Source organism: Deltaproteobacteria bacterium (genome assembly GCA_005879535.1).
In the GTDB taxonomy this organism is placed as follows: Bacteria; Myxococcota; Myxococcia; order Myxococcales; family 40CM-4-68-19; genus 40CM-4-68-19.
Map to the genome: position 1 here is coordinate 93,483 of VBKI01000066.1, position 19,131 is coordinate 112,613.

Here is a 19,131-nt window from a genome sequence, read left to right on the forward strand (position 1 = left end):
ACGAGAAGATCCTGGAGGCGATCCAGATGGCTTGGCTCGACGAACGGGAGTGAAACCGTTGGCGGCGTGGAAGAGGCTGAAGAAGTACGCGGCGGGAAAGCCTGGCGCCTGGGAGGATCATCCCTGGGGCGAGACGGTCTACAAGGTGGCGAAGAAGGTGTTCGTGTTCCTCGGGCATGCCGACGGCGGGTACGGACTGTCCTGCAAGTTGCCGCAGTCGGGTGAGGCGGCGACCACGATGTTCTCGTGGGCGGAGCCCACGGGCTACGGACTCGGCAAGTCCGGCTGGGTGAGCGCGCACTTCGAGAACAGCGAGGACGTGCCCGTCGATCTGCTCGAGCAGTGGATCGACGAGAGCTACGCGGCGGTGGCGCCGAAGCGTGGAACGCCCGCCGAAGCGCGAGCGAAGAAGCAATCCCGTTCGCGTCGGCCGGCTCGGCGCGAAGCGAAGTAACGCCGCCACTGCTCTCGACGTGGCTGGATCACGCTGCGGGCTGCATCCGTTTTGCGCGGCGCCACCGCGTCGTCAGCAACCACGTCTCCGGTGGCGACGTCAGCGGCGGGTCTCGTGGAAGCGCCGCGGCTGCCGCTCAGGCTAGTGGCCCGACCAGCAGGACGTCGATCTCGATTCCGTCCTCGACGCGCCCCTCGCCGGCCGCGATCACCGCGACCGCATTGGCGCCCGACCAGGAGGCGATCTGCATGCTGCTCTGCTGCCCACCTGGTTCGAATACGAGCTGCGATCCATCCGCCGTGACCCGACCGCGGGGAAAGAAGGTGAGTCCCTTGACGCGGGAGAGCGTGCCGCGCAGGAGCGCCTTCGCGCGCGGGCGCTCCGGATTCCGATCGCCGGCGAGGAGACGGATCGCGAGGCGCGCGAACAGCTCGAACCCCAGCGTCGCCGCCGCGGGATTCCCCGGCACTCCGAACACCAGGCGTCCCTGAGAAGCGGTGCCGAACAGCACCGGCTTTCCGGGGCGGATGGCGACGGTGTGGAAGATCAGCTCGCCGCCGAGCTGCTCCAGCGCATCCTGCGCGTGATCGTGATCGCCCACCGACGCCCCGCCGGTGGTCAGGAGGATGTCCGCCGGCGCGTCGCGCAATCTTTGCGCGATGCTCTCCACGGAATCGGGCGCGATGCCTAGGCGAAGCACGTCCGCGCCGGCCTCGCGGCAGAGCGCCGCCAGGGTCAGGCTGTTGGTTTCGACGATCTGCCCGGGTCCGGGCTGCTGGCCGAGCGGCACCAACTCGCTGCCGGTGCACAACACGGCAACGCGCGGCCGGCGATGTGCGCGGACGGAGGCGACGCCGCAAGCGGCGGCGAGCGCGAGATCCGCCGCATCCAGAACGCGCCCAGCAGCAAGCGCTTCGATGCCCGCGGTGAGCTCTTCGCCGCGTCGGCGGATGTGCTGGCCCGCCTTCGGCGCCTGCTGGACGCGGACGTCGAGACCTTCGCGGACGCAGTGCTCCTGCATGACGACGCAATCGGCGCCCGGCGGAAGCGGAGCGCCGGTGAAGATACGCGCCGCCTCGCGTGGCTTCAGCGGACGGTCCCAGGGCCGATCGCCCGCGGCGATTTCGCCTGCGACGCACAGCGGGCTGCCGGAATCCGCCGCGCGGAGCGCGTAGCCGTCCATCATCGAGATGTCGGTCGACGGCTGGTCACGGAGCGCCTGGACGCCGGCCGCCAGGACGCGTCCGTAGGCCTCCGTAAGTGGAACCTCTTCGGGAGGCAGCGGGCGTGCGCGGGCGCGCACGGCGGCGAGCGCATCGGAGAGCGGTGTGATCATCCTCTGGACACCCGCGAAAAACAGAAGAGCCCCGGCCACTTGCCCGAGGCTCTACCGTCCAGTGGCGGGCGCAGACCGTCGCGCTCAGGGGTCCGCCGCCGGGGCGTCGGTGGTGCCGAAGAGAGGACTCGAACCTCCACGGGGTTGCCCCCACCAGACCCTGAATCTGGCGTGTCTGCCAATTCCACCACTTCGGCTCGACGCCAGAAAAGCCGTGGCGATCTAACGAACTGCAAGATTCAAGTCAAGGCGCAGCCCTCGGTCAGCGCACGCATGGACAACTGCCCCCGACCTGTGGTCGCATGTCGTACCTGTATGCAAGGAGGAGCGTGAAAAGGCAGGGTCGAAGGACTGGGCATCGCGTCCTCATCGTGGATGACGAAGAGGGCTTCCGAGACGGCGTTGCCGATCTGCTCGGCATGGAGGGCTACGAGGTCTCCGTCGCTCGCGATGCCGTGGAAGCCGTTCGCGTGTTGCCCGAGTTCCGGCCGGAAGTGATCCTGCTCGACCTGCGCATGCCTCATCTCGACGGCGAGGGTTTCCTCCGCGGCATGGGTGGACTGCCCGCGAGCAAGCGCGTTCCGGTCGTGCTGATCTCCGCGAAGGAGGATCTGCAGCAGATTGCGCTCCGCACCGGCGCGGCGGGATACCTGAGCAAGCCCTTCGAGGCGCCCCAGCTTCTCTCGCTGCTGGAAAAAGTCCTCTCCTGATCAGACGGGCTTCTTCTCGATTCCGTTCTCGGTCCGGCGGTGCATCGCAGGCACCGGAGTGCCGGATGCCGGCGTGGCAACGCCTTCCGCCTCTTCGCCGCCGATGGGCTCTCCCGCTTCGATTGCCTCCGGCGACGCGCCCTCGAGCGGCAGAGACGTTTGCGCCGCCTGCGCGCCGGCCTCCTCGCGCGCGCGGTCGGCCGAAGCCGGGCCCGTCGCCTTGGGCCGTTCCTTCTGCATGGGCGGGGGCAGCGGGATCCCCGACTGCCAGAGCTTGCGCTCGGCCTGCGCGAGCCGCTCCTTCACCAGCTCGAGCTCGCCTTTCGTCACGAGGTAGACGCGGTTGTTCGTCTCGGCGCGGCCCTTGTGCTTGCGGACCTCGTCGCGCAGCTCCTGCTCGCGTTTCTTCGCCTCGCGTGCGTGCTTCTCGGCCGCAATAACCTGCCGGTCGAGCTCGCTCTTCGCCGCCTCGAGCTGCTCGTGCAGCGGCTGCACGTCGGCAGCAGGGGGCGTGGGCGCCGCCACCGTCGGCGCGTGATCGGTCAGCTCGCGAATCCGACCCTGCGCTCGATCGAGCTCGCCCCGCAGCTGCGACTCGGCGGCCTTGACCCTCTCGAGCTCACGCCGCGCCTGCGCCTCGGCAGCGTGCGCGTCCTCGGTCAGCCTTCGGGCGTGCGCCAGATCCTCCTCGAGCTCCGCCTCGCGGGCGCCCCGCGGCTGCGACTTGCCGGAGCGGCCTTCCTGCGCCTTGCGGCGCGTCTCCGCCAGCTTCTCCCGCGTCTCCGCAAGTTGCCCGGAGCGCGTCTTCGACTCTTCCTGGGCGCGCCGCAACTCGGCGCGCGCCGCCTCGGTCTCCTTGTGCGCCTGCCCGGCGTCCTCGCGCAGGGCCTTCACCGCGGCGGCAGCGGACTGGCCCTGCAGGAAGAACACCACGGCGAGCACGACCGCGACGACGGCGATGACGAACGCGAGGCCGACCATTCTCCGCTCCGGGAAAGGGGCGCGAGAGTAGCCAAGAACCAGACCGGGATCTACCGAATCGCGCCAGGCGCTCGCTCAAATGGTGGGCGTCGGACCCTTCAGCTCGTCGAAGATCGCCTCTTCCACGCCTTTGCGGTGTTCCTTGTCGGCGTGGAACGAGTACCTCGGCCCCCTGAACTGGACGCCGGCGGCCGCATGGTCGCGGACGTCGTCGATGCGGACGGCAACCAGCGCGCAGGGGAACGGTGTCGATTGCATCAGCTCCTTCTCGACCACCGCTGTCCCCCGCAGGCCGTAGCAGAGGTCGTCTCCGAGCACCTCGATCGCCACTTTGCCGTTGGAGCGGAGGTTCCGCATCGCGCGGCCTCGCGTGTCGACGGCGAGGGTGAGCGTCCGCGGATTGCGCGCCACGGCCCAGGTCATGAGCGTCGTCAGCGGCGCGCCCTGCTCGTCCACGGTGGCCACCACCAGCGCCTGTCCGCCGAGAAGAAACTGCACCAAAGGCGGAGGCATCTCGGGAACGTTCGCTGCCATGATCTCCTGGGCGCTCAGGGGCAGGCGGAGATTCCCGCGGCGTGCAACCTTGCCCGGAACACCGCGCACGCCTGGTCCCGCTCCGCTCCCTCGAGCTGGGCGGCGACGAGCGAGAGCACCGCGGCCGGATCCGCCGGCGCCGTCCCGAGAGCGCGCGCGGCGGCCAGCGCAGCGCGGGAAGCCGCGGTCAGATCGCCGCTGGCGTCCGCCCAGGCCCAGAGCGCTCCGGCGAGAACCGCCGACGCAGAGGCACCCGCAGGGAGCGGACGAGACACGTCGAGCTGTCCGGTCGGATCGCCGCCGGGATCGGAGATTGCCAGATATCCCGGATCCCCCGCGGCAGCGGCCGCGCCGAGAAAGAGCGCGATCCCCTCCGCCTCCTCCGGGTGGAGGGCGGCGACCGCGCGGAGCTGACGGCGACTCATCTCCCGTGTCACCGCTCCGGGGTTGAGAGCCAGCGGGACGCGGGCGCCGTTCGGTCCTTCGCCCAGCGTGAACGTGTCGGTGGCCCGGTCATAGCGGAGCCCCGGTTCAGCCGCCGCGCTGACCAGGATCGGCGCCGGCATCAGAGCCTCCGCCCCGGCGTTGAGCAGGAACTGCCGCGCCCGCTCCATCGCCGCGTAGTGTCCGAGGAGCGACACACAGGAGACGGTCCTCGCTACCAGCGCGCCGGAAACGCGCCGGCGCATCGCGCAATCGGGAATGCGGGCGGAATCCCCCGGTCCGCCGAGCGTCATCATTCCAGCCGGCCCGCGCACGGCGGCGAGATCCGCCCCCGGAAGCTCCACCTCCTGCCCGGTCAGCTCCCCCGAGAGCCGGTCGACGCCGAGCACGGCGACGCGGTCCGGCAAAACGGTGCCGCCGCAGGCGGTCGCGAGCAGGAGGACGGGCAGAACCCTTCGCATGAGCGCTAGAATGTAGATCGATGCGGCTCTCCATCGCTACTAAAGTCTTTCTCGGATTCGTGGCGGTGTTGGCTTGTAGCGCCGCGGTGTCGGCGTACGGCGTCGCGCGCCTGCGGCGCATCGGACAGGGACTGTCGCTTCTTTCACGACCCTACATGCCGTTGACGCGGGCCGTCTCGACCCTCGAGGCCTTCCACAAGGAGCGGGTGCGAAACACGGATCGGCTCCTGGACGAGGCGGACGCCCGGGCCCGCGCCGCATTCATCGCGCTCGACCGCACCTATTTCGCCCGCGTCGTCGGCGAGCGGCTCACCTACGCGCAGCAGCTCGTCGGCAGCGCGCAGCAGACCGCAAGCGATCGCGACGCACTGGATCGGATCTCCGCGCGCCTCTCCGCGGTGTCCGCGCGCGTCGCGGAGGAGGAGAAGGCGGCCGCGACCCTCACGGCGCGCCTGGAGAAGGGCGGCTCCGCGGATCCGTCCCTGGAGGACTCGGTCACCCGGCTGAAGACCGCACAGCGCCGCGTCGACTACGAGGTGCGGGATCTCGGACGCATCCTCCAGGACCAGATGAACCAAGGCGTCGACGAGGCCGAGAAGCAGGAGCGGGCCGCGCGCTGGGCCATACTGGCCCTCTCCGGCATCGCCCTGCTCGTCGGCCTGCTGGTCACCTGGCTGTCGCATCGTGCTCTGCGTCCCATCCGCACGCTCACCGAAGCGGCGCAGCGGCTGGGGCGCGGGAGCCCGGACTCGGTGGCCGTTCCGGAACAGGGAGGCGACGAGCTCGCGGCGCTGGCCCGCGAGTTCAACGCCATGGCCCAGCGGCTGGCGGCGCGCGAGCGGGAGCTGCGCGCCCAAGGCGAGGCGCTGCTCCGCTCGGAACGTCTCGCCGCCATCGGCCGCATCGCAGCGCAGATCACGCACGAGATCCGCAACCCGCTGTCGTCGATCTCCTTGAACGCCGAGGAGCTGGGGGAGCGCGCGCCGCAAGCGCGCGAGCTGTGCGAGGCGATCGTGCGCGAAGTCGATCGTCTGACTGCGATCACCGAGGACTACCTGCGGTTCGCGCGCCTTCCCAAACCGCAGCTCCAGCGCGCTGACCTGAACGAGACCGTGCGCGACCTCGTGGACTTCGTCCGGCCCGAGCTCGACGCCAATGGCGTCGAGGTGGCGCTGTCGCTCTCGCCCTCGTTGCCGCGCGTGCCGGCGGACGTGGCACAGGTCCGGCAACTGCTCTTGAACCTGCTCCGGAACGCGCGCGAGGCGATGCCGGCGGGCGGCTCGCTACGCGTCACCACGCGTGTCACTCGCGGAGCCGTGGAGATCGAGGTCCGCGATACCGGCCCGGGCATTCCTCCCGATCGGCTGGCCCGGATCTTCGATCCGTTCTTCACCACCAAGGAGCGCGGCACCGGATTGGGCCTGGCGATGGCCCAGGAGATCGCGCAGGAGCACGGCGGGCAGCTCTTTTGCGACAGCGCTCCAGGACGGGGGACCGCATTCACGCTGCGCCTGCCCGTCCCTGCGCTTCCCGAGCCCGCCGCCGCTCCCGCGATTGCGTCGGCATAGGCCGCCACATATCCTCCGCCGCCCTCGATGAACGACCCCGTCCACAAGAGCGTTCTGGCCAACGGCCTGCGGGTGGTCACGGTGGAGCTGCCCCACCTGCACACCGGGATGATCGCCGCGTACGTGCGGGCGGGATCGCGCCACGAAGAGCCATCCCGCAACGGCGTCTCGCACTTTCTCGAGCATCTGTTCTTCCGCGGCAGCGAAGGCTACCCCGACGGCCGAACGTTGAACGCCCTGGTCGAGGACTGCGGCGGCTCGCTCAACGGCGTGACCACGCGCGACCACGGGTACTACTTCTCGCCCGTGCATCCGGAGCGGCTGGAGGTCCCGCTGGCCGTTCTCGGCGACATGCTCGCGCGTCCGCTCTTCAAGGAGATCGAGCTCGAGCGGGAAGTGATCCTCGAGGAGATCCTCGACGAGGTCGACGAGAAGGGCCGCGACATCGACATCGACAATTTGGCGAAGGGGGCGCTCTTCCCCGGCCATCCGCTGGGCCTGAAGATCGCGGGCACGCCGGCCAGCGTCAGTGCCCTCACCGAGGAGCACCTGCGCGCCCATCACGCGAGGGCCTACGGGGCTCGGAACATCGTGCTTGCGGCAGCGGGACCGCTGCGCCACGACCGCCTGCTGGCGCTCGCGGAACGGCACTTCGGATCCCTCCGCTCCGGAGAGGTGCTCGACGACGAATCCCTGAACGGCGCTCCGCGCGGCCCCCAGCTCGTCGCCGTCGATCACACCGATGCGCAGATGGAGCTGCAGGTCTCCTTCCGTGGCCCTCCGGAGGAGCATGCCGACTTCCCCGTCCTGCGCGTGATCAAGCGCGTCCTCGACGACGGTCTCGCCTCGCGGTTGCAGATGCAGCTCGTGGAGCGAAAGGCGCTCGCATACTCGGTCGGCGCGGGAATGGACGGCTTCAGCGACTGCTCGGTCTTCGAAGTCGGATGCGCCTGCGCCCCGCGAAAGGCGACGGCGGCGCTCTCGGAGATGCTGCGCCTCCTCGCCGAGCTGCGCGACACCGACGTGCCCGACGACGAGCTCTTGCGAGCGAAGAAGAAGTCGCGGATCTCCCTCGAGTTTTCGCTCGACTCGCCGGCGGACATGATCGGCTGGTTCGGCGCAGGCGAGCTCCTGCATCCCCCCGCCGAGCCGTTCCAGCAATGGCTCGAGCGCATCGAGAACGTGACCGCCGCTGACGTCCGGCGCGTCGCCTCCGCGCTGTTCCGCCGCGAGAACCTCGTCGCCTGCGCCGTGGGCCCCTTGTCCGGAGTGGAGCCGAAGCTGCGTGCCGCGGCGGAAAGCGGGCTGTGATCGACCCTCTCGGCGGCATCCCCGACGAACCCGCGCCCGAGCCCGAGCCGCAGCGCATCCAGCGTCCGCTGCGCCCCACGACCTGGGCGTTGCTGATCGTGCTCGGCGTCGCTTTCCTGGCGGAGGCGTTGGTCGGACGGGATCCCGCCGTGGAAAACAGCGTGGCCCTGTTCCGGCTGGGCGCGCTGTACGCGCCCGCTGTGCGCGACGGCGACATCTGGCGGATCGGGTCGTACGCCCTGCTGCACATCGGCTGGGTCCATCTGCTGGTCAACGCGTACGCGCTGTGGATCCTCGCGCCGCAGCTCGAGATCACCTTCGGCTCGAACCAGACCCTCGGGCTCTTCTGCGCCACGGCAATCGCCGGTGGCGGAGCCAGCGCGTTGTGGAGCGCGTATTCGGGAAGCGCGCGCCTTGCCGCCGGAGCATCGGGCGGCATCTTCGGCCTCTTCGGCGCCACGGTCGCGCTGTACTTTCGCGTGCGAAAGGGTCTCCCCGAGCCCGTTCGTCGCGGCATCATCCGCGCGATCGCTCTGAACCTGCTCATCAACCTCGCGATCGCCCTCAAGGCTCCCGTGGACAACGCGGCGCACCTCGGCGGCCTCCTCTCCGGAGTTCTCTTCGGCCTGGTTGCGCCGCTCCTCCGCGGCGAGCCGCGGCCGTGGCACGGGCTCGCGCGCGCGCTCCTGCTCGCATCGGCGCTCGCATTCGCTGCGATGGAAGGAGCGGCGGTCTCCCGCGCCGTGAAGCCCCATCCGCGAACGTTGCGGGGCCCCGGAGTCGAGGCGCAGGTCCCGTCGCTCCTGGTGCCGATGCAACCGGGCATTGCATACCTGCCGGGCATCGTCGAAGCACATCTGCGACGCGAGGACCGCCCGCTGCGGATCGCTCCTGGCGAGGACGCCGTCCACATCGGCGAGCGGACGTGGCTGCGGCGTCGTTCGTCGGAGGAGGGGACGGAGTCCGCCGTCTACGAGGCAGCCGACGGAAACAGGACTCTCGTGATCGAATTCGCTTGCGGCGACGACGTCTGCCGGGGTGCGGCGGGGGAGGAGATGGTCGCCCGGATCGCCCGCACCGCCCGCCCTCTCCCCTGAAAGTCAAGCCTGTTTTCGCGCGCCTGCGGTGGTAGCTTTTCAGCATGCGCGAGTTCCTCTACCGGCTCGTCCAGCGCCTCCAGGAGGAGGCGCGCCCGCTCTCGCGCAACAAGCACTTCCACACGTTCGCGGGAGAGACGGCTCGCGCGCTCCGGATCGACCGCCATCTGCGCGATCTCGCGCGGCATCTGGAGTTGCTCCGCAGCCGGGACGAGCGCCCGCGGGTCCGGGCGCTGCCTGGAGGCGCCATCCAGCTCGTTCTCCAGCACCCGACGCTGACCGTCGTCCGGACCGCCACGCTGTCGGCGGAAGAAGTCCAGCTCCTCCTCCGCACCCCCGCGGGCGCCTGGGCGCTCGGTGCTGAGCAAACGCACGGCGCTGTGGTGAAACCGGCGCTGGAACGCGGTTAACCGCCGGACGGGTCCGTAGGCAAGGGTGAGACGGGGTAGGAGGTCGCCCCCTTGAATCGCGCCGCGGCGTGTCCCTATCCTCAACGCTACCCCCTGTTTCGGGGGAGAGCAGTGCAGTCGGAATTCAGGCACCCCTGGGGGAGCCGCTTGCGAAAGGCAGAACCGGAATGGCGACAGGTACCGTGAAGTGGTTCAATGACGCGAAAGGCTACGGCTTCATCACTCCCGACGGCGGCGGCAAGGACGTGTTCGTGCACCACACCGCCATCCAGATGGAGGGGTTCCGCAGCCTCGCGGAAGGTCAGAAGGTCGAATACGAAGTGACGGAGGGGCCCAAGGGTCCGCAGGCGGCGAACGTCCGGAAGGTCTGAACGGATTCCGCAGGCGCAAGACACGAGCCGCCCGGCGTCCAATCGCCCGGGCGGCGCTGGCGACGTCGTGCGGCACAGGCGCCCCGTTGGGGATCTCGTGCCAGGTCACGAAGAGTTCCGGGCTGAGGGAGAACCACGGCGTCACGCGCGCGTCGTACGAGAGGCCCCCGGCCAGCGCGAGGCCGCTCGCGGACGAGTACGAGCTGCAGCAGGAATTGCTGTTGTAATCGACCCCGCCGACGCCGATGCCGACGTTCAGGTTGAGCCCGTTCCCGGCGCGATCGCCGATCAGCACGGTCTGCCCCCGGATGGTGAACGTCCAGGATGCGAAGTCGGCGCTCTGCGGATACCTGCCGGCGTCGACGGCGAAGTCCATGAAGAGCTGGAAGCGGTCGGAGAACCCGTACCCGAGGCGGAAGTCGAGGTCGAAGGCGCCGGTCCGGCCCGGTCCCTGGGTGGAGAGATAGGCCGAGCTGCCGCCCAGACCGAACGAGAGCAACAGCCCTTCCCGCGCCTGCATCTGTCGCCGATGCCAGTACGAGTCGTCGTCGCGGTAGCGCTGTAGGTAGGCGGGCTGTGCCGGAGGAGGAGTCCCCGTCGCCGACTCGAGCGCAGCGACCTGCATCCCGAAAACGACACCCACCGACGCGGATCCCGAATGAGACGCGCTGCTGCGCGTGCCGGACTCCTCGGCCCGGAGAACGGACGGGATGGCGAGCAGAAGTGCAAGCGCTAGGATGGCCGGCTTCATCGCTACCTGACCTCGGGCTGCCCTTGGCGGCCACGCTCATAACACCCGGGCGCCCCATCTTCCTCCCCCGGCCGCCAGCTGCCCGCACCCCGCGCTGATCTCCTGGCCGCCGGAATACCGCACAGCGAATGGCAGGCGTGCCTCGGACAGAACGTCCAGGAACGCCGACCGCGCCTCGCGCGTCGAGCGCCGAAAACCGCCGATCTCGCCGTTGACGTCGATGAGGTCGATCTTCACCAGCGCCGGATCGAGGAGCGCCGCGAGGGCGCGGGCATCGTCGGGCGCGTCGTTGACGCCGCCGAGCAGCACGTACTCGACCAGCACCCGGGTCCGGCGCGCTCGGGCGTGCGCGTGCAGGGCGTTGACCAGCTCCGGCGTCGGGTGCGCCTCCTCGATCGGCATCAGCGACAGCCGTTTGCGCGGGACCGCATGCGTGAGCGAGACCGCCAGACGGAACTTGTGGCCCTCGGCGGTGAACCGGCGGATTTGCGGGACGACGCCGGCCGTGGAGATGGTGATCGACTTCGCGTCGATGGAGGCGCCCGAAGGATGGCTGAGGATACGGGCGGCGCGGATCACCTCGTCGTAGTTCAGGAACGGCTCGCCCATGCCCATGAACACGACGCCGCGCACCGGCCGATCGGCCTCGGCCCGGACGGCGAGGACCTGCCCGACGATCTCGGCTGCATCCAGGTTGCGGCGAAACCCGAGCTCACCGGTGGCGCAAAAAGCGCAGGCCAGGGCGCAGCCCGCCTGCGAGGAGACGCAGACGATGTACTTCTTCTCCTTGCCTTCATAGGCGCTCACGTCGGCGCCCGGGGCCTCGCAGGGAACCGGAATGCGGACGGCTTCGACGCGTGTGGCGCCGTCCAGCTCGAAGAGATACTTCACGAAGCCGTCGGGCGCCGTCTCTCGCGCGGAAATCTGGAGGACCTCGGCGGTGCTCCCGGCCTCGATGCGCTCGATCAGCTCGCGCCGGACGCCGCGCACCGAGCGCAGATCGGACTCGCCTCGCTGCACGGCGGCAGCGAGCACCTTGCGCCCGACTTCCTCGGAGGCGCCGAGCAGTGCGTAGTCGGCAGGGAGAAGTCCGGCCCGGTGCATGGGCGGGAGCTTCTCCCCTCCGTCATTTGAAGTCCACGGTCATCTTCAGCCGGTCGACTCCGACCGGCGACCCGCTGAATTGCGTGGTGGCGCGCTGCGCCTGCTGCAGGAGCAGGTAGATGTTGCCGTCGGGCTGTACGAACGCCGTGCCCGGTGCCGTCGGGGATACGACGAGCCGCGTCCCGAACGCATCCTGCAACCCCGTCCCGACGAATCTCCACTTGCTACCGTCCCAGAGATACCCCTGGGTGAGGGTCGAGGAGGTGAGCCCGTTGCCGTCCACGGTGATCGTCATGCCGGTGGCCGTATCGATCGATGGCAAACCCAGCGGGGCCTTCATCAGGAGGCGCGCGGTGCTTTGGCGGCTCGTGGTCCACAGCTGATCCGTCGGCGTTCCCGAGATCAGACCACCGAATACGTACGCCCGCGAGCCGTCCCCGGCCATCATCGGGCGCGTTCGCGTGGCAGGAGACAACGCAAAGCCGCCGTCCTGACGAGGCTGCCTCCAGGCGTTGTTCGGAAGGTCGTAATCCCAGATGTCGTTGACCGCTCCACTCGCATCCGTGCCCCCGTAGATCACCATCCTTCTGTTGATGCTGAACAAGGGGAACGTGAACGAGAAGGTCGTCTGCCAGATGGCGCCGCCCGCATTCGTCCGGAATGTGGGCGGAGTGCCCGTCGGGAACAGCTGCGTCCAGGTCACCTGCGTCGTGCACGCGCCCGTGGCCGGCCCATTGCACGCCAACTTGCCCTGCCACAGGTCGTTCTTGAGCCCGTTGCCCGATATTCCACCGCTCTTCGACCCTCCGAAGAGGAGAAACGTCGTGGAATCCACCGGCACGAGCGTCACTCCGGTCCTGAATCCGATTCCGCCACTGGCGGTCACCAACGCACCGCTCGGGTCGCCGCCGACCCCGGTGCACGGAAAGGCCGTATTCTTCGGCCCATTGGTGTTCGGCGAGCTCGCAAAACCGGCGTAGACGACGCAGCCGTTCGTGTCGTTGTTCGCGGCGGTGATCGCTTGGCCGCCAACCATCAGGAGGCCGGCATATTGATCGAACGTGTTGGCGGTCGCGCTGTTCGAGACCGGCACGCTCGCGGGCGCGCTCGCCATCGCCGCATTTGCGAGCGGCAGATTACCGGCGTCGAACCATCCGGTCGTGACGAGCGTCGGAGTGACGGTACTGTCGGTTCGCGTCCCGTAGGCGACGACTTTGCTCGTCATGGCACCAGCGGCGTTCGTAAACCCGCCAGCCATCGAGAACTGCAGGCTGAACTGGGTGCACGGTGTCGTGCAGCTGAATGAACCGCCTGTCCCAAGACCGACGCCGGCGAACGCGCCGCCAAGCGGAACCGCATTCACTCCGGCAGGCGGAACGACCTTGGTCCATCCGTTGACCGTATCGACGGTATAGAACGTTCCCAAGGTATCGACCGCGCCGCCGGCCGCCGTCGTGCCTCCGTAAAGCAGGAGGGTGCCGCCGATCGCGAGCGTTCCGCCGACCCTGGCGGGCGGCGTGACGTTCGCGCTCAGGGTCGTCGGGATCGGCGCGAACTCCTGCCACCCGATCGAGCTGGAATCCGACGTGAGGGGAGGCGAAGCAGTCGTTGCCTGGTGGAAGTCGAGGTACGCGGCCGAGGCGTAGGAAGTCGCCGACTGGACGCCGCCGTCGGCGAGCAACGTATCGTTCGCCCCCAATTCGGGCGCGACGCCGCCGTCGAGCCCCGGACCGCTCGAGATCCAGGACGCGGGGGGATACAGCGAGTCGCTGCTCGTCGTCACGTCATAGGCGGCGTTCGGATTGGTGTTGCCCGCGACTTCCTTGCCCTCGAAACCGAGCTCGACCTGCTGCTTGTAGCCGGTCACCGGAACAGAGTGGCCGCTGTCGTCCTGGACGCGCAGCGAGACCTGGGCCGTGGCCGTCGGGAGCTGGAACGCGAGAACGGAACCGTTGGTGGCGACCTGCGAGTCGGCGAGGTCCGCGCCGCCCTGGCTTGCGATCAACCGCACGCCGATGAAGTCGGGCGCGGACGTCACCGCCCCCGCTGCCGCAGTAATCGTGGTGCGGACCGTGCCGTCAGGGCTGGGAGCTCTGACCAGTAGGAACTTGCTCGCGTCCGCCGTGAGCGTCTTCTGCGGGGCCGTCCCGTTCAGGCATTTGAACGTGGCCGCGGAGCCGGTGGTCCCCAGATCGCAATGGTACCCGGTCGGGCATTCCGCCGAGTTGCTGCAGCTGAACTTGGTCGGATCGACCTGGCACCCGGCGACGAGCAGCAGGGCAGCGGCGAACGAGAGCACGGCGGTCTTCTGCATCGGTAGGTTCCCCCCGGAAGAGGTCGTATCCATCAGAATTTTCCCGCCACCGCCGCACCGGACGGTGTGGGAAGGAAGTAGAGGACGCCGGCGCCGATGCCGGCAGCGAGGCCGGCGCCGAGCAGCACGGCGGAGACGGTGTGGGCGGACTTCGACTGGGACATCAGGTCATCCGCCGTCGCGGTCGTGTGCCGGCCCGAGGTCAGCTCGTTGTCGACGTTCTTGGCCTTGATCGCGAAGATCGCTCCGCCGCCGAGCATGGCGACCGACGCGCCGGCGAGTGCGTAGGTCCATGTGCGCCGCGAGGATGAAGGCTCCGCGCGCACTTCCATTGTCGTCACCGTCGGCGCCGGCAACGCCGACGCGGGAGCCGCGCCGGGCGTGAGCTGCGACACGGCGGGACTCGCGACCGGATGGTTGGAAGGAGTCTGCGCCGGCGGGATGTTCGTCACCACGGCCGGCGGCGTCTGCGTCGTCGTGGACGGGCGCGAGCCGCCCGAAGGTTGCGCGGGAGTCGTTGCCGGAGGAGCCGGTGGCTGGCCGCGACCGGCCACTTCCGAAGGAGGCGCATCGCGCACGCCGGAAGGAGGCGCCTCCCGCGTCTTCTTTTCCTTCGCGAGGAGCTCGTCGATTTCCTTGAGCGCCTTCTTCACCGCGGCGGTGGTCTGAGCATCCGGGTTCTCGCGCAGGTACGCGCGGTAGAACTGCTTCGCCTTGTCGTACTGCGCAGCCTGCCGGTACGACTGGGCGATGTTGAAGAGCAGCGCTGGCAGCGGCCGCAGCCGGTAGACGAGGATGTACTCCTCGGCCGCCTTCTCGAACTCGCCGAGATCGTAGTGCACCTTGGCGTTGGCGGCGTGCTGGCGCGCCTCCTCGAGGGTGGGATCCTTGCGGCTGGAAGAATCCTCCGCCGCATGCGCAGCGCCTGCAAGGACCATCGCGGCGCACCCGAGCGCCGCGAGCAGAGTGCCATGTCTCACATTGTCCCCCTCAAAACTCCACCGGGATGGTGTCGTCTTTCTCCGATGACGCCCGCGCCTTCTTGTTCGACCGGTCCGCAGCCCTGATCGCAGGCACCGGCGGCACCGGCTTCGGTTCCGCCAGGAGCGACGCGCGCACCACTTTGGGCGCGTCGGCGACCACGTCGGTGGCCCAGGCCACGAAGTCCTTCTTCGAAAATGCGAAATGCACGCTCGCGTTCTTCGGCACCGCGAGATCGAATGGCGTCACCGCCGCCTTGACGCCGTCCTTCCACGTCGCCTCGACGATCGCGCCGACCGGCTCGGAGACGACCGAGAGCTGCACCTTCTCGCTCTCGAGCCGGCGCTGCTCGTCCTCCGCGCGCACGGCTGCCTCGCGCGCCTGCTCCGCGATCCGCTGCGCCGCGAGCTGCGCCGCACGCACCGCTGCCTCGCGGTTCTCGCGGGCCTGTTGAAGCACGAGCGCGACGATTCCGCCGACGAGGACGAGCGCGACGGCGCTGACGACGACGTACTGCCCCGCCTTGGACTTCGCTGGCGGAGGAGGCGGCGGCGTCGCGACCGTCATCCCGGGCCGCGCCGGCGTCGCGGGACTCTTGCGCGGCAATGCCGTTCGAACGGGTGTCTTCGAGATGCCTTCGGGGTTGGTCCGGGTGCGGGTGCCCGTGGCGGCCGCGGCCAGCTCGTCGGCGCTGGCGATCGGCAGGTCGCGCGAGATCCCCAGCTGGTCCATCACCTGCGCGATGGCGTCATGCGCCTCGCGCATGCTCTGGTAGCGGTCCTCCTGCTTCTTCTGCAGGCACTTGACGATCACGGCCTCGTACGCCTGGGGGATCTCCGGGGCCAGCGTCCGCGGCGCCGGCGGCGTCAGCTGCAGGTGACCGATCAGCACCTCGCCGAAGCTCGTGCCCGGAAACGGCAACCGGCCGGTGGCCATCTGGTACATCATGCAGCCCAGGCTGTAGATGTCGCTGCGGGCGTCGATGCGCGCCGTCATGCCGCCGGCCTGCTCAGGCGACATGTACGCGGGCGTGCCCATGACCATGCCCGTCTGCGTCTTGCCGGTGGATACGCCTGCGTCGTCGGTGACGCGGGCGATGCCGAAGTCCACGACCTTGACGAAGTTCTTCTTCCCCTTGTGGACCGTCAGGTAGACGTTGTCCGGCTTGAGGTCGCGGTGGATGATCTTGCTGTCGTGCGCCGCCTGCAGGGCCTCGCAGATCTGGATGAGGATGGGGCCCGCGACCTCCAGCAGCATGGGTCCGTCGGGAAGCACCAGATCCTGAAGCGGCTTCCCGTGCAGGAACTCCATGATGAAGTAGTGGCGGTTGTCGTCGGTGACGTTGAGGTCGAGGATCTTGAGGATGTTGTCGTGGCCGATGACGTTGACGGCGCGCGCTTCGTTGAAGAAGCGGTCGACGATCTTCTTGTCGGTGGCGTACTGCTGGTGCAGGAACTTGATGGCGACGCGCGACCCGATCACCGGGTGCTCGGCCATGTACACGGCGCCCATCCCGCCCTTGCCGAGGAGCCTCGAAACCCGGTAGCTGCCGACGTTCCGTCCCAGCAACTCGTCGTCGGGCTCGACGACGGAGAGATCGAGGCCGTCCTCGGGGCAGTGGAGGATCTCGTCCTCGTACTGGGTCTGGCACTCGGGACAGGTCCGGGACAAGGCGTTCTCCGCACGGAGGCTCGCGCCTACAGTTGACGCTCGCGCCAAGGGTGCTGTCAAGCGCTCAAAAGCCCAGCCGGAATGAGGGCGTACGGGCGATCACTTGAGGTCGCCGAGGACGTCCACGACCCCGTCCGGGGCCTTGGGCGTGCGCTCCTTGCGGTGCTTCTTTTCCGGGGTCTTCCTTTCCCTTTCGGGCGTCTCCGCGGCGATCGGCGCCTTCGGCACCGCCTTCAGAACCGCCTGCACGGTCTGCGGCTGGTCGGCGATCACGTCCATCGCGTAATCGAAGTAGCCGGCCTTGCGGAACTCGAAATGGATCTTCGCGTTGCGCGGAACCTCCAGGCTGAGCGGCGCGGCGCCGCGCTTCTCGCCGCCGCCTTTCCAGGTCGCCACCACGTCGGCGTCGAGCGGCTCCGAAACGACGGAGAGGAAGACCGGCGTCTCCGGCTGGCGGACGATCTCGGTGGCGCGCACGGTTGGCGCCGGCCGGGGATCGGGCGCGGGCCGGAGCACCACGAAGGCGGCGACCGCGACGGCCGCCAACGCCAGAGCGCCGATGCCTGCGTACAGCGCCGTGCGCCCGCGCTCCCGCGTCGGCGGCGGCGTGATCCTGGTGGGCGGCTGCGACGCGCGGGACATCGCGCCGCCCGCGGGCCGTCCCGTGGGGCGCGAGGTGGCTGCGCGCGCGTTGGGGTTCGAGATGCGGTTCTTCGAAATTGGACCCGTCGGGCGGCCGGGAGTGCGTGCGCCGGGGAACGAAGGTGGCCGGGCATCGACTGGATGAAGCTCCTGGTCCGTGTCGTCGGCGTGCGGCAGGTCTTTGGAGATCTTGAGCTGGTCCATGCACGTCTCGATGGCGTGCTTCAGCTCCTTCATCGAGGCGTAGCGATCCTCCTGCTTCTTCTGGAGGCACTTGAGGACGATCGCTTCGTAGGGCTCCGGAATCTGCGCGTTGAGCGATCGCGGGTGCGGAGGCGGAACTTGAATGTGCCCGATCAGCACTTCGCCGAAGTTCGAGCCCGGAAACGGCAGGCGGCCGGTGGCGAGCTGGAACATCATCACGCCGAGCGAGTAGATGTCGCTCCGCCCGTCGATCTTGTTGCTCGCGCCGGAGCCCTGCTCGGGGCTCATGTACGCCGGCGTGCCCATCACCATGCCGGTCTGGGTCTTGCCGGTGGAGATGCCCGCGTCGTCGGTCATGCGCGCGATGCCGAAGTCCACCACCTTCACGAAGTTCTTCTTCCCCTTCATCGTGATCAGGTAGACGTTGTCCGGTTTCAGGTCGCGGTGGACGATGCCGCGCTTGTGCGCCGCCTCCAGCGCGTCGCACATCTGAAGCAGGATGGGCCCGGACACGTCGAGCGGAACCGCGACGTTGTGCTTGAGGAGCGCCTGCAGCGGGCGACCGTGCAGGAACTCCATCACGAAGTAGTGCCGGTGGTCCTCGGTGACGTTCAGGTCGAGGATCTTGAGGATGTTGTCGTGGCCGATGACGTTGACCGCCCGCGCCTCGTTGAAGAAGCGGTCGACGATCTTGTCGTCGTGCGAGAACTGGGGATGCAGGAACTTGATCGCTACCCGCGAGCCGATGCCCGGGTGGACGCCCATGTAGACGGATCCCATCCCGCCCTTGCCGAGCAACCTCTCCACGCGGTAGCTGCCGATGCTGCGACCGAGCAGATCGTCGACGGTGGGGATGTCCGAGAGCCCGCGGCCATCCTCGGGGCAGTGGAGAACGTCGTCGTCGTAGGTGTTTTGACAGTCGGGGCAAGTCCGCGACACGGCATCGCGAGTTGAATCTTTCCGGGACGGTAGTGTCAAGCTTCGCGCCGTGCGCGCGGCCTTCCGGTTAGACTTGTTTCCGATGCGGTTCGCCAAGCTCCACGGCCTCGGCAACGACTTCCTGCTGCTCGACCTGCGCGCGGGAGGCGATCCTCTTCCCGCCCGGCGCGCCCTCGAGCTGTGCGACCGTCATCGCGGCGTCGGCGGAGACGGAGTGCTCACGCTGCTGCCTGGCGCGCGGATGCTGGTGCAGAACGCGGACGGCTCCGTCCCCGAAATGTGTGGAAACGGCGCACGCTGTGCCGCACTCTGGATCGCCACCGACGGGTGCACGCAGCCGGCGTCGGCGCGCGTGGAGCTGCTCACCGACGCGGGGCCGAGGCCGTGCAAGGTCGACGCCACCGAGCCCAGGCGCGGTCTGGTCGAGGTCGACATGGGAACCGCGCAGCTCGAACCGCCGCGACCCGTGGCACGCTGGGAAGCGGTGCCCGTCTCGATGGGCAATCCGCACCGCGTGATCTTCGTCGACGGCGGCGCCTCTCGACTCGCGGCGGAAGCCGGACCCGGGCTCTGCGGCGTGGAAAACGCCAACATCGAGTTCGTCGAGCGGATCGGCCCTGACCGGTACGCGGCGTTCGTCTGGGAGCGCGGTGCCGGGCTGACCCAGGCGTGCGGCACCGGAGCGTGCGCGGTCGCAGCGGCGGCCGTCGCGCGCGGAGAAGCGCGGCGCGACCGCGACGTCGTGGTGGAATTGCCTGGAGGCGCGTTGACAATCCGCGTCGATACTCAGGACCGCGTCACGATGCGGGGGCCCGCCGAGCTGGCGTTCCTCGGCGAGCTCCCCTGAA

General features: G+C 69.0%; 18 protein-coding genes, 1 tRNA gene and 1 pseudogene (1 of these 20 cut by a window edge). 10 read left to right on the forward strand and 10 right to left on the reverse strand.

Annotated features, from left to right (window positions below):
* Both E6J58_13570 and E6J58_13575 read left to right on the forward strand, forming a co-directional pair.
* A pseudogene (locus E6J58_13570) lies at positions 1 to 53 on the forward strand (Fe-S assembly protein IscX); it begins 133 nt to the left of the window's first position.
* Positions 32 to 454, forward strand: coding sequence for an MmcQ/YjbR family DNA-binding protein (locus tag E6J58_13575; protein ID TMB36741.1), 423 nt, complete (start codon positions 32 to 34; stop codon positions 452 to 454). The pseudogene E6J58_13570 and the gene E6J58_13575 overlap by 22 nt, the downstream one beginning before the upstream one ends.
* Before the next feature lie 136 nt (positions 455 to 590).
* Here E6J58_13575 and E6J58_13580 read toward each other — a convergent pair whose 3' ends face one another.
* Together E6J58_13580 and E6J58_13585 are read right to left on the reverse strand one after the other, a co-directional pair.
* Positions 591 to 1,829 (reverse strand): molybdopterin molybdotransferase MoeA, encoded by a 1,239-nt coding sequence (locus E6J58_13580; protein TMB36742.1) that lies wholly within the window; start codon positions 1,827 to 1,829, stop codon positions 591 to 593.
* A gap of 71 nt (positions 1,830 to 1,900) precedes the next feature.
* Positions 1,901 to 1,987: transfer RNA gene (locus E6J58_13585), tRNA-Leu, on the reverse strand.
* Between the two features lie 105 nt (positions 1,988 to 2,092).
* Here E6J58_13585 and E6J58_13590 point away from each other — a divergent pair.
* The gene (locus tag E6J58_13590) at positions 2,093 to 2,500 is read left to right on the forward strand and encodes a response regulator (protein ID TMB36743.1); all 408 of its coding nucleotides are present in this window, start codon (positions 2,093 to 2,095) and stop codon (positions 2,498 to 2,500) included.
* On the opposite strand, the gene E6J58_13595 is transcribed toward E6J58_13590, so the two are convergent.
* The 3 genes from E6J58_13595 to E6J58_13605 form a co-directional block, all read right to left on the reverse strand.
* The gene (locus E6J58_13595) at positions 2,501 to 3,481 is read right to left on the reverse strand and encodes a hypothetical protein (protein ID TMB36744.1); all 981 of its coding nucleotides are present in this window, start codon (positions 3,479 to 3,481) and stop codon (positions 2,501 to 2,503) included.
* A 75-nt stretch (positions 3,482 to 3,556) separates the two neighbouring features.
* Entirely contained in the window at positions 3,557 to 4,015 is a 459-nt protein-coding gene (locus E6J58_13600) for a hypothetical protein (GenBank protein ID TMB36745.1), read from the reverse strand.
* Positions 4,016 to 4,029: 14 nt separating this feature from the next.
* A complete protein-coding gene (locus E6J58_13605; protein ID TMB36746.1) occupies positions 4,030 to 4,920 on the reverse strand; it encodes a hypothetical protein in 891 nt (296 codons plus the stop codon).
* A 20-nt stretch (positions 4,921 to 4,940) separates the two neighbouring features.
* Between E6J58_13605 and E6J58_13610 the strand changes: the two genes are divergently transcribed.
* The 6 genes from E6J58_13610 to E6J58_13635 all read left to right on the forward strand — a co-directional run bounded on the left by E6J58_13610 (position 4,941) and on the right by E6J58_13635 (position 10,144).
* Positions 4,941 to 6,488 carry a HAMP domain-containing protein gene (locus E6J58_13610; protein ID TMB36747.1) on the forward strand — a complete coding sequence of 516 codons (1,548 nt, stop codon included), beginning with the start codon at positions 4,941 to 4,943 and terminating at the stop codon, positions 6,486 to 6,488.
* A gap of 27 nt (positions 6,489 to 6,515) precedes the next feature.
* Positions 6,516 to 7,799, forward strand: a complete 1,284-nt coding sequence (locus tag E6J58_13615) for an insulinase family protein (GenBank protein ID TMB36748.1) — start codon at positions 6,516 to 6,518, stop codon at positions 7,797 to 7,799.
* The gene (locus E6J58_13620; protein ID TMB36749.1) at positions 7,733 to 8,896 is read left to right on the forward strand and encodes a rhomboid family intramembrane serine protease; all 1,164 of its coding nucleotides are present in this window, start codon (positions 7,733 to 7,735) and stop codon (positions 8,894 to 8,896) included. The genes E6J58_13615 and E6J58_13620 overlap by 67 nt, the downstream gene beginning before the upstream one ends.
* 44 nt (positions 8,897 to 8,940) lie before the next feature.
* Positions 8,941 to 9,306 carry a hypothetical protein gene (locus E6J58_13625; GenBank protein ID TMB36750.1) on the forward strand — a complete coding sequence of 122 codons (366 nt, stop codon included), beginning with the start codon at positions 8,941 to 8,943 and terminating at the stop codon, positions 9,304 to 9,306.
* A 167-nt stretch (positions 9,307 to 9,473) separates the two neighbouring features.
* The gene (locus E6J58_13630; protein ID TMB36751.1) at positions 9,474 to 9,677 is read left to right on the forward strand and encodes a cold-shock protein; all 204 of its coding nucleotides are present in this window, start codon (positions 9,474 to 9,476) and stop codon (positions 9,675 to 9,677) included.
* 245 nt (positions 9,678 to 9,922) lie between these two features.
* Positions 9,923 to 10,144: a hypothetical protein gene (locus E6J58_13635; protein ID TMB36752.1), complete on the forward strand. Its 222-nt coding sequence runs from the start codon at positions 9,923 to 9,925 to the stop codon at positions 10,142 to 10,144.
* Between the two features lie 320 nt (positions 10,145 to 10,464).
* Here E6J58_13635 and E6J58_13640 read toward each other — a convergent pair whose 3' ends face one another.
* From E6J58_13640 to E6J58_13660, 5 genes are all read right to left on the reverse strand, one after another.
* The gene (locus tag E6J58_13640) at positions 10,465 to 11,532 is read right to left on the reverse strand and encodes a radical SAM protein (protein ID TMB36753.1); all 1,068 of its coding nucleotides are present in this window, start codon (positions 11,530 to 11,532) and stop codon (positions 10,465 to 10,467) included.
* Between the two features lie 22 nt (positions 11,533 to 11,554).
* Positions 11,555 to 13,846, reverse strand: coding sequence for a hypothetical protein (locus E6J58_13645; GenBank protein TMB36754.1), 2,292 nt, complete (start codon positions 13,844 to 13,846; stop codon positions 11,555 to 11,557).
* Positions 13,847 to 13,878: 32 nt separating this feature from the next.
* A complete protein-coding gene (locus E6J58_13650; protein ID TMB36755.1) occupies positions 13,879 to 14,826 on the reverse strand; it encodes a hypothetical protein in 948 nt (315 codons plus the stop codon).
* A 10-nt stretch (positions 14,827 to 14,836) separates the two neighbouring features.
* On the reverse strand, positions 14,837 to 16,498 hold the full coding sequence (locus E6J58_13655; GenBank protein ID TMB36756.1) for a serine/threonine protein kinase: 1,662 nt from the start codon (positions 16,496 to 16,498) through the stop codon (positions 14,837 to 14,839).
* A gap of 99 nt (positions 16,499 to 16,597) precedes the next feature.
* A complete protein-coding gene (locus E6J58_13660; protein TMB36757.1) occupies positions 16,598 to 18,283 on the reverse strand; it encodes a serine/threonine protein kinase in 1,686 nt (561 codons plus the stop codon).
* A gap of 82 nt (positions 18,284 to 18,365) precedes the next feature.
* Here E6J58_13660 and dapF point away from each other — a divergent pair, with 82 nt between their 5' ends.
* Positions 18,366 to 19,130, forward strand: coding sequence for a diaminopimelate epimerase (dapF, locus tag E6J58_13665; GenBank protein TMB36758.1), 765 nt, complete (start codon positions 18,366 to 18,368; stop codon positions 19,128 to 19,130).
* The last annotated feature ends 1 nt before the right edge of the window (position 19,131 follow it).

Coding starts and splice junctions, on each gene's coding strand:
- E6J58_13640 (TMB36753.1), bottom strand. CDS start 11,532: ATGCACCGGGCCGGACTTCTCCCTGCCGACTACGCACTGCTCGGCGCC.
- E6J58_13610 (TMB36747.1), top strand. CDS start 4,941: ATGCGGCTCTCCATCGCTACTAAAGTCTTTCTCGGATTCGTGGCGGTG.
- E6J58_13645 (TMB36754.1), bottom strand. CDS start 13,846: ATGCAGAAGACCGCCGTGCTCTCGTTCGCCGCTGCCCTGCTGCTCGTC.
- E6J58_13615 (TMB36748.1), top strand. CDS start 6,516: ATGAACGACCCCGTCCACAAGAGCGTTCTGGCCAACGGCCTGCGGGTG.
- E6J58_13605 (TMB36746.1), bottom strand. CDS start 4,920: ATGCGAAGGGTTCTGCCCGTCCTCCTGCTCGCGACCGCCTGCGGCGGC.
- E6J58_13595 (TMB36744.1), bottom strand. CDS start 3,481: ATGGTCGGCCTCGCGTTCGTCATCGCCGTCGTCGCGGTCGTGCTCGCC.
- E6J58_13600 (TMB36745.1), bottom strand. CDS start 4,015: ATGGCAGCGAACGTTCCCGAGATGCCTCCGCCTTTGGTGCAGTTTCTT.
- dapF (TMB36758.1), top strand. CDS start 18,366: ATGCGGTTCGCCAAGCTCCACGGCCTCGGCAACGACTTCCTGCTGCTC.
- E6J58_13635 (TMB36752.1), top strand. CDS start 9,923: ATGCCGACGTTCAGGTTGAGCCCGTTCCCGGCGCGATCGCCGATCAGC.
- E6J58_13590 (TMB36743.1), top strand. CDS start 2,093: ATGTCGTACCTGTATGCAAGGAGGAGCGTGAAAAGGCAGGGTCGAAGG.
- E6J58_13625 (TMB36750.1), top strand. CDS start 8,941: ATGCGCGAGTTCCTCTACCGGCTCGTCCAGCGCCTCCAGGAGGAGGCG.
- E6J58_13630 (TMB36751.1), top strand. CDS start 9,474: ATGGCGACAGGTACCGTGAAGTGGTTCAATGACGCGAAAGGCTACGGC.